Genomic DNA, 13,465 nt, shown 5'->3' on the forward strand with positions numbered 1-13,465 from the left:
CGCCCGCTCCCACAGGGTTTTGTTGGTGGATACGAAATGTGTGAACACCTTCAATCCTTGTGGGAGCGGGCTTGCCCGCGAAGGCCGCGCCGCGATCTGTTTTTGTTTTAGTCGAGGTTTTCTATGTTTGATTATTCCGCCCGCCCTGAATTGCTCAAGGACCGGGTCATCCTGGTCACCGGCGCAGGTCGCGGCATTGGCGCTGCAGCGGCGAAAACCTACGCCGCCCATGGTGCAACCGTATTGCTGCTGGGCAAGACCGAAGCCAATCTGACTCAGGTCTATGACGAGATCGAAGCCTCCGGGCACCCACAACCCGCGGTGATCCCGTTCAATCTGGAAACCGCGCTGCCTCATCAGTACGACGAGTTGGCCGCGATGATCGAAACCGAGTTCGGCCACCTCGACGGTTTGCTGCACAACGCATCGATCATTGGTCCGCGTACGCCGATCGAGCAGCTGTCCGGCGAGAACTTCATGCGCGTCATGCAAATCAACGTCAACGCCATGTTCATGCTCACCAGTACCCTACTGCCGCTGCTCAAGCTGTCCCAGGACGCGTCGGTGGTGTTCACCTCCAGCAGCGTCGGTCGCAAGGGCCGTGCGTACTGGGGCGCTTATGGCGTGTCCAAGTTCGCCACCGAAGGCCTGATGCAAACCCTGGCTGACGAAGTCGACACCGTGGCGCCGGTGCGCTCCAACAGCATCAATCCGGGCGCCACCCGCACCAGCATGCGCGCCCAGGCTTACCCGGGTGAAAATCCGCTGAACAACCCGACGCCCGAGGAGATCATGCCGGTCTACCTGTACCTGATGGGTCCGGACAGCACCGGCATCAATGGCCAGGCTTTCAACGCCCAGTAACGACCGCACGTCGCTTTTTGTGGCGCGCCGAATTCCCGGCGCGGCACTTAAAGTGCCTCGTAACTCCAGCGGTTTCAGTCAAATCGCCGTCGCCCTCTCAGCCAAAGATCCTTCAGAAATCTCTCAAAATATTGATTTTGAACGTTTTTTATTAAAAGGAACTCATTGGCATGACTTTCGCTCTAAATTTGCTCAGACACGCCGTGTGAAAGCAATCGGGCAGACGCCTCAGTCGATAGGTTACTAATATTCGGCAAAGCGGACTAAACTTGCGCCAAATGTCCTACGGGACTGATGGACCAGTATGACGCGCAGCCCAAAGCCGCTCTCACCCAGCCTGTAAGACAGCCTTACCGCTTAGGGGCTCACGCCATATGAAATCACCATCCCAGACCAACGCAATTGACTTCGACAGCGCCAAATTGCAACGCCTGGGCTTTGGTCAGCAACCTCCCATTCTGGAGCGGCCATTCAGCCTTGCACAATTGCGCCAGCAACTCGGCCAGCAGCTGCAAACCAGTCTTGAGCCACAACGCATTCTCGGACTTTTCTTCCGCGAGATTCAGCGCCTCGTGCCGCTGGATGCACTGAATTATCAGCACCCGGCCAGTGACTTACGGCTGGAGTTCGGTCAGCGCGGCCATCATTCAGTGTCCTATAGCCTCAGTCATGAAGGCGAGAACCTGGGTGAACTGGTGTTCCGCCGCAATCAGCGATTCAGCGAAAACGAACAAGGCAATCTGGAATCGTTGTTGTCCGCTTTGCTGTTCCCGATGCGTAACGCCCTGCTCTACCGCGCGGCGACGCAAAGTGCATTGCGCGATCCGTTGACCGATACCGGCAACCGCATCGCCATGGACCAGACCTTGCAGCGTGAAATCGAGATGTCGCGGCGCCACTTGATGCCGTTGTCACTGCTGATGCTGGATATCGATCACTTCAAAAACGTGAACGATAATTTCGGCCACAGTGCGGGCGATGACGTACTCAAGGGCGTCGCAGCCTCGATCAAGAACCAGCTGCGCAATGTGGACATGGTGTTCCGGTTTGGTGGCGAAGAGTTCCTGATCCTGCTGTCCAACACCAGCCGTGAAGCCGCCGCCATGGTCGGCGAACGACTGCGGTTTGCGGCGCAGGCGCAGAACTACAAGGCCGATGGCAATCTGGTCGAGCTGACGGTCAGCCTGGGCTGCTCGACCTTGCTGCCCGGCGAGTCTGCCGAGAGCTTGTTGCGCCGGGCCGACAGCGCGTTGTACGTCGCCAAGCGCGAAGGGCGTAACCGTTTGGCCATGGCGGGTTAAAACCCGCAGAAACACCGTAAAACACCTGTGGGAGCGAGCCGGCTCCGGGCGGCGCTCCGACGAAGGCGGGCTAACAGTCAACACCATCGTTGAATGTTAGTCCGCTATCGCGAGCAGGCTCGCTCCCACATTTTTTTGGCTTGTCTTGCCTATGGATCAGCTTTCGGCCAATGCCATGCGCTCACGCGCGACCGGCGCCTTTTCCGAGTGTTCCAACTGCATACAGCGCTCCAGAAACAGGTGCATGTAGTCGTAGCTCTTGCAGACGGCGTCGCGCAATTCCACTTGCAGGGATTTGCTCGGGTTCATGCCCGCCAGCGTGCAGATGATCTCCAGCGCTTCCCAGGGATGAGCATCGTCGTACTGGGCGTGCATCTTCAACCACTTCATGGCCCGCTTGCGATCTTCTTCCGGGAATGCTGCTGCATAGACCCCATTGGAACAGACCAGGGCCGACCACTCCCCGGTCGCGCCTTCAATGGCGTAGTTGGTCGCGGCGATGGCGACGATCAGCGAATCCGCCGAACTGGTGTGCCAGCACCAGTGGCTCAAGGCGTGAAGTTCAGGGGCAACATGTTGCGCCTGCAAGTCTTCCAGGCTGACACCATGGGCCCGACTCCAGTTTACCCAGTAATCGGCATGGTTCAGTTCGACACGAATGTTACGCATCAACCAACGACGCGCCATGTCTTCACCTGGATGGCGGGCAAATCGAGTCTTGGTGAGATTTTGTGCCATGTATAACGCGAACTGTTCAACGACGGGCCAGCCACCAATAAGGTACTGACGCATGGTTTTAGCGCTGAGTTTGTTGTCTCGCATGCGCTGATACAGTTCGTGTTCGACAACCCGGCGCTTACTCTCGCTGCAATCCTTGATGAGCTGTTGCGCCCATACCGGGTAACTTGCGGCTTCCATGAGTGGTCCGGTTCGGTTGAATGTGTCGATCACTGTCGGGCTCCTTTTGATTGTGATTGTTAGGATCAGCAAGAGATTTCAACGGAACGTGCCGGGCGCCTTGAATAACAAAGGTTGAGGCCTGGCAGGACGACTTTGCAAACTATCGCAGGTAAACAGATGCGGGCGTTCAATGACATACCCTTGAGCGAAGTCGACCCCGATCTCCAGCAATGCCTGCTCGATCTGGGGTGTTTCTACAAACTCGGCAATCGTGCGCTTACCCATGACATGGCCAATGTGATTGATCACTTCTACCATGGCGCGGTTAATCGGGTCGTCCAGCATATCCTTTACGAAACTCCCATCGATCTTCAAGAAGTCTACAGGTAAATGTTTCAAGTAGGCGAATGAGGACATCCCGGCGCAGAAGTCATCCAACGAAAAGTGGCAACCTAAACCTTTGAGTTCATTGATAAATCTAATTGCACTTCCCAAATTTGAAATTGCACTGGTTTCTGTAATTTCAAAACAAATCATTTCAGGTGGAATGGACCAAGTAACAAACTGTTCCCTCAGGAAGTCCAGAAACGCGTCATCTCCGATAGTAGTGCCTGACAGATTAATCGCACACATGGCCAAAGGACCTTTGCGCTCTTCGGCAATACATTGGGCAATGATCTTGAAGACGTTCTGCACCACCCAACGATCAAGTGCGGTCATCAGGCCGTAACGTTCGGCAGCCGGAATAAAACTGTCCGGCAATATCATGCGCCCGGCTTCATCATGTAGACGCAACAGGATTTCTATATGCCCACCGCCGCGTTCGGTATGGCCAAGGGGCGCGATTTCCTGGGAATACAGGCAGAAGCGGTCCTCCTCCAGCGCCATGTGCAGACGCTGCACCCATGCCATCTCACCGAAACGCAGGGACAGTTCCGAATCATCGGCGTTATACACCTGAACACGGTTACGGCCCTTTTCCTTGGCCATGTAGCAGGCCATATCAGCGGCACGCAGCGAAGCTTCGAGGGTGGTCGGCGTTTGCGCGATATGCACCATCCCGATGCTCACCGTCGTGACGAATGGCCGGCCTTTCCACACAAAGTGCAGGTTCTGCACGGTATGGCGCAGGCTCTCGGCAATTTTCTCGGCCGCTTCCGGCGGACAGTTTTCCAGCAAAATCCCGAACTCGTCGCCGCCCAGCCGGGCCAGGGTGTCACCTTCGCGCAGGCCCGATTGCAACAGCGCGCAGATATGCCGCAACAGCTCGTCACCCGCGGCATGGCCGCAGGTATCGTTGACCAGTTTGAACTGGTCCAGATCGAGGAACATCAAGGCGTGGCGCCCGGCGTATCGCGTCAGGTTGTGCAGCGCCTGCTCCAGGCGATACTCGAACTCGCGACGATTGGCCAGCCCGGTCAGGGCGTCATGGGTCGCCTGCCAGGACAGGTTGGCGATGTACTGCCGCTCCTGAGTCATGTCATGCAACACCAGCACCGCGCCACTGACCTTGTCGGCGTTGCGGATCGGCGCGCCGACCAGAGTGACCGAGACAGTGCTGCCGTCCAGGCGCTGGATCAGTTTGGAATGCTCGCTGCCGCCGCTGAGCTGACCGCTCAAGATGTGCTCGATCAAGGTAAAACCATCGGCCTGAGCGTTGTCATCCAGCAGATTGAACAAGGCCGCCAGCGGCAAGCCGATGGCCTGCTCGCCTTTCCAGTGAGTCAACGCTTCGGCCGCCGGGTTCATATAGGCGATTGCACCGTCGACATCCGTGGTGATCACCCCGTCGCCAATGGATTGCAGGGTGATCTGCGCCCGGTCTTTCTCCAGCTGCAGGGCCTCGGCAAAGGCATGGCGCTGCTTGAGCAGCTTGTGGGTGCGCATCAAGGCCAATGCAATCAAGCCCAGGGCCGTGGCCAGGTTCGTCACCAACAGCAGGCGCAGAATCAAGCGCGAGCCCTCGCCCAAGGCATCGCTGAAGGCTGTGGCGGCAGGCGTCACACCATCGTTGATTGCAAAAATCTGGTCTTTCCAGCGCTTGATGTCGGCGTCCGACGCCTGATTTTCGGTGATGCGCTGGTGCATCTCTTGCGCGACGTCATCGAGTTGCACCAGGTACGCGTCACCCACCGTCCAGCGGTCGATGGCTTTTTCAAGGTAACTGAAATGCCTGAAATTGAGGTAAAGCCAGATCACGCTGGAGACGTCGTCCGGGTGATTGCCACCCTTGAGGATCGCCACCCGAGCGGCTTCGATATTCGGTGGCTGGTGATCCAGCGCCACGCGCAGCTCATGACCACCCTGCGGCACGGCAATAGCGTTCTGGTACTTGAGAAAAATAGCCCCATCGCGACTGTCCGCGTAGAGATTGAGGTAATAGATGGCGTCTTTCTGGCCCTTCGACCACAGGCTCTCCCCGGCCACATAGCCGCGGACCGCCGAAAGCACATAGAGGCTGACCCCGCCCAACAGCGCTTGAAATAGCACTACGGCAATAAATGGCCAGACGATGCCCAACAACCTGGGGGTTCCGAGAGTCCGCTTTTGCTTCATGAGGTCCCTTGCATTAGCACTGCCAGATCATCATCCAAAGTGATCGCTACAGCTAGACTAGGGTGCGTATTCGATCCCGGCAAGCCAATGGCCATATTTTGCGTACTCTTGCCGTCAACCTGGCGCGAACTGTCACTAATGCTGCTGCAAATGGCCATAAAGCTTGGCGTATAAACCACCTTCGGCAATCAGCTGCTGATGGTCGCCATCCTCGGCAATTTGCCCACCGTCGAACACCAGCACCCGATCGGCCTGTTTCACCGCCGACAACCGATGCGCAATGATCAGCGTGGTGCGGTTGCTCAGGAACTGCGCCAGCGCCTGGTGCAGGTTGTATTCGGTGGCAGCGTCCAGCGCCGAGGTGGCCTCATCGAGGATCACAACCTTGGGTTCAGCCAGCACCATTCGCGCAATCGCCAGCCGTTGCCGCTGGCCACCGGACAACCGCACGCCTGAGCGTCCGACGATGCTGTCCAGACCATCAGGCAACTCTCGAACAGTTTGGTTCAGCTGGGCAATTTCCAGCGCCTGCCAGCAGGCCTCGTCGCTGCGTATACGGCCCATCGTCAGGTTGGCGCGCACGGTGTCGTTGAACAGCGCGGGGTGCTGCAGGACCACGGCGACGTTTTCGCGCACGGTCTCCAGGCCGATCTCTTGCTGTGTCGAGCCACCGAAGCGGATGGTCCCGGCCAGGGGCGTGTACAGCCCCAGCAGCAACTGCACCAGGGTGCTCTTGCCGCCACCGCTGGCACCGACGATCGCCACTTTTTCACCGGGGGCGATGGACAGGTCCATCTGGTTCAACACTAACTCGTCGCCGTATCCGAAACTCAAGCCCTGAACTTCGATGCCCACGGTGTCCCGCCCCTGAAACGGATCGACACCGCCGGGGTACTGCGGCTCATCGGCGCGAGCCAGCAACTCGTTGATCCGCGACAGCGCACCGCCGGCGGCGTAATAGGCGTATTGCAAATTGAGCAGCTGCTCCACCGGACCGATCATGAACCACAGGTAGCTGAACACCGCCAGCATCTGGCCGATGGACAAGTCGGAGAACAACACGGTGAGCATCGCCGCGGCGCGAAAAATGTCGATGCCGAACTGGAACAACAAACCACTGGCGCGGTTCGACGCATCGGTTTTCCACTGCGAGTTCACCGCGTAATCGCGCACTTCCCGGGCCCGCTGCCCCAGGCGCCCAAGGAAAAAGCCCTGACGGTTGCCGGCGCGCACTTCCTGAATCGAGTCGAGGGTTTCGGTCAGGGCCTGGGTGAAACGCGAGGTGCTGTCGTTCTCGAGCTTCTTCAGGTGCTTTACCCGCTTGCCCAGTTGCACCGTGGCGTAGATCACCAGCGGATTGAACAACATGATCAATAGCGCCAGCTTCCAGTGCATCCAGATCAGAATGCTTGCGGTGCCGACCAGCGTCAGCATCGCCACAAGGAATCGACTGAGTGTCTCGCCGACAAATTTGTCGAGCGTGTCCAGGTCCGTGACCAGGTGCGTGGTCACTGTGCCGCTGCCCAGGCTTTCGTATTCGCCCAGGGAAATGCGCTTGAGCCGTTCGATAAGCCGTATGCGGATGCGATACACGATGTCTTTGGCCAGCGCCGCGAACAACTTCGCCTGCACCACGTTGAACAACAAGGCACCGCAGCGCAGCGACAAGGTCACCAGCAGCATCAGGCCGATGTAGCCCGCTGCTTTCTGCCAGCCTTCCGGCAACGCGTGGTTCATGATTTTCAGCGCGGAATCGCCATGTCCCAGCAGCACTTCGTCTACCAGCAATGGCAGCAGCAGAGGAATCGGCACGCTGCACAGGGTGGCCAACACCGCCACGCCATTGGCGATCCACAGGGATTTTTTATGGTGAAGGGCCAAGCGACGGATTTCAGCCCAACTCAGCCGATCGACACGCTTGGGAGCTGGCGTGTCAACGGGCAGGTCATGCACAGGCAGCGCGCTCCAGCCAACGGCCAAGCAATGGCGACAATTCACTCAAGGGTTGATAGCCATTGGTCAGCAGCGCCAGTTGCCCACTACGTTCGGCCAACAGCGTTGGGAATCCGGCGATGCCGAGGTCTTGGACCCAGGTGAAATCGGCAGCGGTGGCGGCGTGCTGATCGGCACGGTCAAACGCGGACGCAAACTCGATGCGCGGCAGGCCGGCTTTCTCGGCCAATTCGACCAGGACACTGGCGTGGGTGACGTCTCGGCCTTCGGCATAGAACGCGTGTTGAATCAGCCCGAGCAGTTTCCACGCGCAATCCGGCGCCAGATATCGTGCAGTCACCAATGCCCGGCATGCAGGTTCGGTGTCGTAGACAAAACCGTCAGGCAACGCCCCTTCCAGCTTGAACGGTTGGCCCGTGGCTTCGGTGACGGCCTGCCAATGCTCAAGGATGTAGCGCCGGGTAGTCGGTTCCAATGCAGAGCCGCTGCCGGTGCGCAAGCCGCCCACCACCAGATGCACGTCCACCCCTGCGGCCTGCGCCTGCTCGACCAGCGCGTTGGCGACGGGCGCAAAGCCCCAGCACCAGGAACACATCGGGTCCATCACATAGAGCAGGCGTTGGGCAGACATGGTTCAAGCCTCTGAAGGAGTTTGCTTGTAGTTGTAGCCGATCGGGTGAGGCAGGTTGCGTGCCTTGGCCAGCTCGATCTGCTTCTGCCGATCAATGGCGCTGCGACGGGTTTTCTCGCTCAGCGTATCCCAGCAATGCGGGCAACTGATGCCGGCCACGTAATGCTCGGACGCACGGTCTTCCACGCTCACCGGGGTACGACAGGCATGACATTGATCGTAGTCGCCTTCGCTGAGGTCATGGCGCACGGTCACGCGGTTGTCGAACACGAAGCAGTCGCCCTGCCATTTGGTTTCTTCCTGCGGCACCTCTTCGAGGTACTTCAGAATGCCGCCCTTGAGGTGATAGACCTCGTCGAAACCCTGGCTGAGCATGTAGCTCGAGGCCTTTTCGCAACGAATGCCACCGGTGCAGAACATCGCGACTTTCTTGTGCACGGCCGGGTCGAAATGGGCTTTGATGTAGTCGGGGAATTCGCGAAAACTCGTGGTTTTCGGGTCGATGGCGCCTTCGAAAGTGCCGATCGAGACCTCGTAATCGTTGCGGGTGTCGATCAACAGCACTTCAGGGTCGCTGATCAGCGCATTCCAGTTCTGTGGATCGACATACGTGCCGACCTTTTTGTTCGGGTCCACGCCTTCGACGCCGAGGGTGACGATTTCTTTCTTGAGTTTGACCTTTGTGCGATAGAACGGCTGGTCGTCGCAGTACGACTCTTTGTGGTCGATGTCGTCCATGCGCGGGTCGTTCTTGAGCCAGGCCATCAGCCCGTCAATGCCTTCGCGGCTGCCGGACACGGTGCCGTTGATGCCTTCTTCGGCGATCAGCAGCGTGCCTTTGATGCCGTTGTCGACCATGGCTTGCAGCAGTGGCTCGCGCAGGGCAACGTAATCTTCCAGAGTGACGAACTTATACAGTGCCGCCACGACAATCTGTTGTGTCATGGGTGTTTCTCCAGGTGGCTACCCTCGCAAAGGGTGAACCGGATTCAAAAAAAAACGCGCCGGGTGAGCGGCGCGTTGCGGATTCTAGCAAAAATGGTGTGGTTTTAGGACTGCGAGTTGCCTTTTTGGCGAGGGAGCTTGCTCCCGCTCGGCTGCGAAGCAGTCGTAATGCTGGCGACTGCACTCTTTCAGACAGAACGCTGTTGCAGGTTTTGGGACTGCTTCGCAATCCAGCGGGAGCAAGCTCCCTCGCCACAACAGCCCATCAGTCCTTCAGCCCTTGAACCCGTCACATCAATGCTTGCTACCGCCAGCACAGGTCGGCGAGGCCGGGGCGGCGTCGATCTGTGCCCATTCTTCAGGCGTGTAGGTATGCAGCGCCAACGCATGGAACTCGCCCATCAGCTCGCCGAGCGTGCCGTAGACTTTCTGGTGACGCTTGACGCGGTTGAGCCCTTCAAACTGCTGGCTGACCACCACTGCCTTGAAGTGGGTCTGCAACCCACGGCTGTGCATGTGGCTTTCATCCAGCACTTGCAGATGCTCGGGCTGTAACAGGCCCAGCGTCGATTCGATGCGTTGTTGCATGGTCATACCGGGCTCCGCTTAAGGCTTTTTCTTGGCAGCAGGAGCAGCAGCGCCGGCTTTAGGATCCAGCTCGTTAGTCATGTCAGCCAGCAGTTTGTTGACCACAGGCACGGCGCTTTCCAGCTTGGCTTGAGTCATCTGGGCCGATTGCTGAGTCAGCTGCGGCATTTTTTCCAGGACTTTCTTGCCCAGTGGCGACTGGTAGAACGCGACCAGGTCTTTCAGCTCGGATTCGCTGAAGTTGGTGGTGTAGAGCTTGACCATGTCCGGCTTGAGCTTGTTCCAGCCAATGGCTTGGTCCAGCGCGGCGTTGGCTTTGGCCTGGTAGGTTTCCAGCAAGGCTTTTTTCGATTCAGGGGCTTTGGTCTGTTCAAAGCGCTGAGCGAACATTTGCTGCACTTGCATGTACACCGGAGTGCCCAATTTGTCAGCGTGCGCCAGGGTCAGGAAAGCTTCGGCACTGGCGTTGTGGCTGGCGGTATCGGCAAAAACAGGGCCGCTGGCGCAAACCAGTGCAACCGCGGTACAGATGGCACGAAGACGAGTCATCGAGTTTCCTTTTCTAGCAGGCGAGGTCATTACCCCAAGGGCGACCATTCTGCACCTAAAAAAGTGTGTCACTCAACCCCAAGCCTTGCAGGGCCTGAATTAGAGGGGTTGAACGGTCAAAATCCAGACTGATGGAACCACGGCCGGCGATCACGGCCTAAACTGCGCTATCGACCTACAGGAGTGTGCAAGATGAGCCGTATCGAAACCGACAGCCTTGGCCAGGTGGAAGTCCCGGATGAGGCCTACTGGGGCGCTCAGACGCAACGCTCGCTGATTAATTTCGCCATTGGCAACGAACGCATGCCGCTGGCCGTGTTGCACGCACTGGCCCAGATCAAGAAAGCCGCGGCGCGGGTCAATGACCGCAACGGCGACCTGCCCGCCGACATCGCCCGCCTGATCGAACAGGCCGCGGACGAAGTGCTCGACGGCAGCCACGACGACCAGTTCCCGCTGGTGGTCTGGCAGACCGGCAGCGGCACCCAGAGCAACATGAACGTCAACGAAGTGATCGCCGGCCGCGCCAACGAACTGGCCGGCAACCCCCGTGGCGGCAAGACCCCCGTTCACCCCAACGATCACGTCAACCGCTCGCAAAGCTCCAACGACTGCTTCCCGACCGCCATGCACATTGCCGCCGCCCAGGCGGTGCAGCAGCATTTGCTGCCGGCGATCAGTGAACTCTCCGGCGGCTTGGCCGAGTTGGCGGCGCGGCACATGAAACTGGTCAAGACCGGCCGTACCCACATGATGGACGCCACGCCGATCACCTTCGGCCAGGAACTCTCGGCGTTCATCGCGCAACTGGATTACGCCGAACGGGCCATCCGCAGCGCGCTGCCGGCGGTGTGTGAGCTGGCGCAGGGCGGCACTGCGGTCGGCACGGGGCTGAACTCGCCCCACGGTTTTGGTGAAGCGATCGCCGCAGAGTTGGCCGCCCTCTCCGGCCTGCCGTTCGTCACCGCGCCGAACAAGTTCGCCGCGCTGGCCGGCCATGAGCCGCTGACCACTCTGTCGGGCGCGCTGAAAACCCTCGCCGTGACCCTGATGAAAATCGCCAACGACTTGCGCCTGCTGGGCTCCGGGCCGCGCGCCGGTTTTGCTGAAGTGAAACTGCCGGCCAACGAACCGGGCAGCTCGATCATGCCGGGCAAGGTCAATCCAACCCAGTGCGAAGCGCTGTCGATGCTGGCTTGCCAGGTCTTGGGCAACGACGTCGCCATTGGTTTTGCGGCGAGTCAGGGGCACTTGCAGCTGAACGTGTTCAAACCGGTGATCATCCACAACCTGCTGCAATCGATCCGCCTATTGGGCGATGGCTGCAGCAACTTCCAGCAGCATTGCATCGCCGGCCTGGAACCGGACGCGGCGAAAATGGCTGAGCACCTGGAGCGTGGATTGATGCTGGTGACCGCGCTGAACCCGCATATCGGCTACGACAAATCGGCGGAGATTGCCAAGAAGGCTTACAGCGAGGGGCTGACCTTGCGAGAGGCGGCTTTGCAGCTGGGGTACCTGACGGATGAACAGTTTGATGCGTGGGTAAGGCCGGAGAATATGTTGGAAGCTGGCGCCAAGGGCTGAATTTTGTAGCGTCTGACAATCAGTCATCGCGAGCAGGCTCGCTCCCACAGGGTTATGTGTCGACCATGATTGTTGTGATCGACACAAAACCTGTGGGAGCGTGGCTTGCCCGCGAAGAACGATGACGCGGTTTAACTGGCCGCCACCCGCACCTTGCGAGCCCTGAGCCCGGCAATCAACGACGGCCCAAGGGCTACCAACGCCGACCCCACCACCACCAACACCGCCCCGCCATACCCTAGGCCATTGATCGTCTCGGCATGCACATATTCCGGCCATGCCCACGCCGCCACGGCCACCGCGCCAAACGTCACCAACGGCGTAATCGCCAACGTCGCACTGACCCGTGAAGCTTCCCAATGGGCCAGCGCTTCGGCAAAGGCGCCATAGGCGATCAAGGTGTTCATGCAGCACGCCAGCAGCAACCAGCCTTGCAACGGGCTCAACTGCAGCGCCTCCAGCGGATGCACCCAAGGCGTCAGCAACAGCGCGCAGAACAGGTAGATCACCATCATCACCTGCAACGAGTTCCACACCGTCAGCAATTGCTTCTGCCCCAGCGCGTAAAACGTCCAGACCGTCGAGGCCAGAAGCACCAGCAACACGCCGGCGGTGTAATCGGTCAGCGAGGTCAACAACTCGGCCAGGCGTTGATTAAAGAACAGCGCGAAACCGATCAGCAGCACCAGCAGACCAATCCCCTGCCCCACGCTGAACCGTTCCTTGAACACAAACAGGCTGGCGATCAGCAACATGATCGGGCCCATCTGCACCACCAGTTGCGCGGTGCCGGGGCTGAGCAGGTTCAGGCCCATCAGGTACAGCACGTAGTTGCCGACCAGGCCGAGCACCGCCATCAACACCAGCCAGCCGCCGCGCGGGCCGAGAACCTTGCGGCTGGGCAGGCGTCTGGTCGCCGCCAGATAGATGAACAGGCAGCCACCGGACACCGTCAGGCGAAACCAGGTCACCGTCACCGGGTCCATCACCAGCAGGACTTGTTTGAGTTTGATCGGCAGGATTCCCCACAGAACCGCGGTCAACAAGGCCAGGAACAGACCGTAAACCCAGCGACCGGATGAAATGTGCATGCGAACCCCAAAGCCAGATGGCAAGAAACACCATTCTAGGCGCAGACCCCGGCCCGACACAGGGACAGTTGGCGACGGGCCGCGAATGAAACTGTGCAGGTCGCATCATTAAATTGGCGATGTGCCGTCGATCAGTTGGTCAGGCGCCGCAAGTGGTTCATGCATAAGCTCATTGGATCCGCCAACCGGAACATCCTTCAGGAGACCCGCCATGTACGGCATGCGCGCCCAGGACACCGCCCCCGCCACGCACTTTCGCTGCGACCGGGTGTGTCGTGTGAATGGGGAACTGTATTTCAGCACCCGGGAAAATACGCTGGAGGGGCCGTTTGATAATCCGCAGGTGGCTGAGCGGGAGATTCAGGCTTATATCGCGCGGATGCAGGTTTTGGGAGCCAGGCGTTAGACCGAGGTGCTGCCATCGCGAGCAGGCTCGCTCCCTCAGGGATCTGGTGTGTGCCATAGATCCAATGTGGGAGCGAGCCTGCTCGCGATAGCGG

The 13,465-nt window shown here is 59.1% G+C and carries 12 protein-coding genes; 4 read left to right on the forward strand and 8 right to left on the reverse strand.

The window, feature by feature from the left end; translation table 11 throughout:
* The first annotated feature begins 123 nt into the window (after window positions 1-123).
* Window positions 124-864, forward strand: a complete 741-nt coding sequence (locus ACA075_RS21740) for a YciK family oxidoreductase (RefSeq protein WP_497295279.1) — start codon at window positions 124-126, stop codon at window positions 862-864.
* A gap of 374 nt (window positions 865-1,238) precedes the next feature.
* Window positions 1,239-2,165: a GGDEF domain-containing protein gene (locus ACA075_RS21745; protein WP_497295281.1), complete on the forward strand. Its 927-nt coding sequence runs from the start codon at window positions 1,239-1,241 to the stop codon at window positions 2,163-2,165.
* Window positions 2,166-2,321: 156 nt separating this feature from the next.
* On the opposite strand, the gene ACA075_RS21750 is transcribed toward ACA075_RS21745, so the two are convergent.
* From ACA075_RS21750 to ACA075_RS21780, 7 genes are all read right to left on the reverse strand, one after another.
* Window positions 2,322-3,083, reverse strand: coding sequence for an iron-containing redox enzyme family protein (locus tag ACA075_RS21750; RefSeq protein WP_497295283.1), 762 nt, complete (start codon window positions 3,081-3,083; stop codon window positions 2,322-2,324).
* A gap of 78 nt (window positions 3,084-3,161) precedes the next feature.
* Window positions 3,162-5,621 carry an EAL domain-containing protein gene (locus tag ACA075_RS21755; protein ID WP_497295284.1) on the reverse strand — a complete coding sequence of 820 codons (2,460 nt, stop codon included), beginning with the start codon at window positions 5,619-5,621 and terminating at the stop codon, window positions 3,162-3,164.
* A 135-nt stretch (window positions 5,622-5,756) separates the two neighbouring features.
* Window positions 5,757-7,574 carry an ABC transporter ATP-binding protein gene (locus ACA075_RS21760; protein WP_497295286.1) on the reverse strand — a complete coding sequence of 606 codons (1,818 nt, stop codon included), beginning with the start codon at window positions 7,572-7,574 and terminating at the stop codon, window positions 5,757-5,759.
* Window positions 7,567-8,205 carry a DsbA family protein gene (locus tag ACA075_RS21765; RefSeq protein ID WP_497295288.1) on the reverse strand — a complete coding sequence of 213 codons (639 nt, stop codon included), beginning with the start codon at window positions 8,203-8,205 and terminating at the stop codon, window positions 7,567-7,569. Before ACA075_RS21765 ends, ACA075_RS21760 begins: the two co-directional genes overlap by 8 nt.
* Before the next feature lie 3 nt (window positions 8,206-8,208).
* The gene (gene trhO, locus ACA075_RS21770) at window positions 8,209-9,150 is read right to left on the reverse strand and encodes an oxygen-dependent tRNA uridine(34) hydroxylase TrhO (protein WP_109633750.1); all 942 of its coding nucleotides are present in this window, start codon (window positions 9,148-9,150) and stop codon (window positions 8,209-8,211) included.
* Between the two features lie 294 nt (window positions 9,151-9,444).
* Window positions 9,445-9,744 (reverse strand): BolA family protein, encoded by a 300-nt coding sequence (locus ACA075_RS21775; protein WP_052964137.1) that lies wholly within the window; start codon window positions 9,742-9,744, stop codon window positions 9,445-9,447.
* A gap of 12 nt (window positions 9,745-9,756) precedes the next feature.
* A complete protein-coding gene (locus ACA075_RS21780) occupies window positions 9,757-10,287 on the reverse strand; it encodes a DUF2059 domain-containing protein (protein WP_219095362.1) in 531 nt (176 codons plus the stop codon).
* Between the two features lie 192 nt (window positions 10,288-10,479).
* On the opposite strand from ACA075_RS21780, the gene ACA075_RS21785 reads away from it, so the two are divergent.
* Complete coding sequence (locus ACA075_RS21785; protein ID WP_497295291.1) at window positions 10,480-11,874, forward strand: class II fumarate hydratase; 1,395 nt, start codon at window positions 10,480-10,482, stop codon at window positions 11,872-11,874.
* Window positions 11,875-12,005: 131 nt separating this feature from the next.
* Here the strand turns inward: ACA075_RS21785 and ACA075_RS21790 are convergent, their stop codons facing one another.
* Window positions 12,006-12,965 (reverse strand): DMT family transporter, encoded by a 960-nt coding sequence (locus tag ACA075_RS21790; RefSeq protein ID WP_497295293.1) that lies wholly within the window; start codon window positions 12,963-12,965, stop codon window positions 12,006-12,008.
* 211 nt (window positions 12,966-13,176) lie between these two features.
* Here ACA075_RS21790 and ACA075_RS21795 point away from each other — a divergent pair, with 211 nt between their 5' ends.
* Window positions 13,177-13,371, forward strand: coding sequence for a DUF6316 family protein (locus tag ACA075_RS21795; RefSeq protein WP_497295294.1), 195 nt, complete (start codon window positions 13,177-13,179; stop codon window positions 13,369-13,371).
* Window positions 13,372-13,465 lie beyond the last annotated feature (94 nt).

This window comes from Pseudomonas sp. LBUM1663 (assembly GCF_059695905.1).